At 68.3% G+C, this 863-nt stretch carries 1 protein-coding gene; it reads right to left on the reverse strand.

Annotated features, from left to right (window positions below; genetic code table 11):
- Positions 1 to 863 (reverse strand): aldehyde dehydrogenase family protein (locus tag EN879_RS37515; RefSeq protein WP_127274790.1); only part of this gene is annotated, 863 nt, incomplete at both ends.

The following is an 863-nucleotide window of genomic DNA, read 5'->3' on the forward strand; positions in this document are numbered from 1 at the left end:
GTGCAATACTCGCGGATCGAGCTTTGCGCCTCGTCGTCGATAACCGGGCCGACATCGGTCGAAATCCGCCAGGGATCGCCGACGTTGAGCGCCTCCATGGCGCCCTTCAGCATCTCCAGCATCTTCTTCTCGACGTCCTTCTGCACGTAGAGTACGCGCAGCGCCGAGCAGCGCTGGCCGGCACTCTGGAAGGCGGAGGCGAGGATATCGCGCACCGCCTGTTCGGGCAGCGCGGTGGAATCGACGATCATGGCGTTGAGGCCGCCGGTCTCGGCGATCAGCATGGCGTCGGGCGCGGCCGTCCCGGCCAGCTGCTTCTCGATCAGCTTGGCAACCTCGGTCGAACCTGTGAAGCAGACGCCAGCGATGCGCGGATCGGCGGTGAGCGGCCCGCCGACCGATGGGCCGTCGCCAGGGAGCAACTGGATGACGTCTTCCGGCACGCCGGCCTCGCGCAGCAGTTCGACGGCGCGGAAGGCGATCAGCGGCGTCTGCTCGGCCGGCTTGGCGATCACCGAATTGCCGGTGACGAGCGCTGCCGCGATCTGGCCGGTGAAGATGGCGAGCGGGAAATTCCACGGCGAAATGCAGACGATGGCGCCGCGCGCTTGCGTGCCCACCTCGGCATTGGCCGCCTCGGTGGCGTAGTAGCGCAGGAAGTCGACCGCTTCGCGCACCTCGGCGACGCCGTCGGCCAGCGATTTGCCGGCCTCGCGGGTGGCGAGTGCAAAGAACTCGACGGCATTGGCCTCATAGAGATCGGCGGCCCGGTTGAGGATGGCGGCGCGCTCGGCGACGGGACGCTTCGCCCAGGCCGGTTGCGCTTCCACCGCGAAGCGCACGGCGGTCGCGACTTGCTTGGC

It is taken from the genome of Mesorhizobium sp. M7A.F.Ca.AU.002.02.1.1, assembly GCF_003998535.1.
GTDB lineage: Bacteria > Pseudomonadota > Alphaproteobacteria > Rhizobiales > Rhizobiaceae > Mesorhizobium > Mesorhizobium ciceri.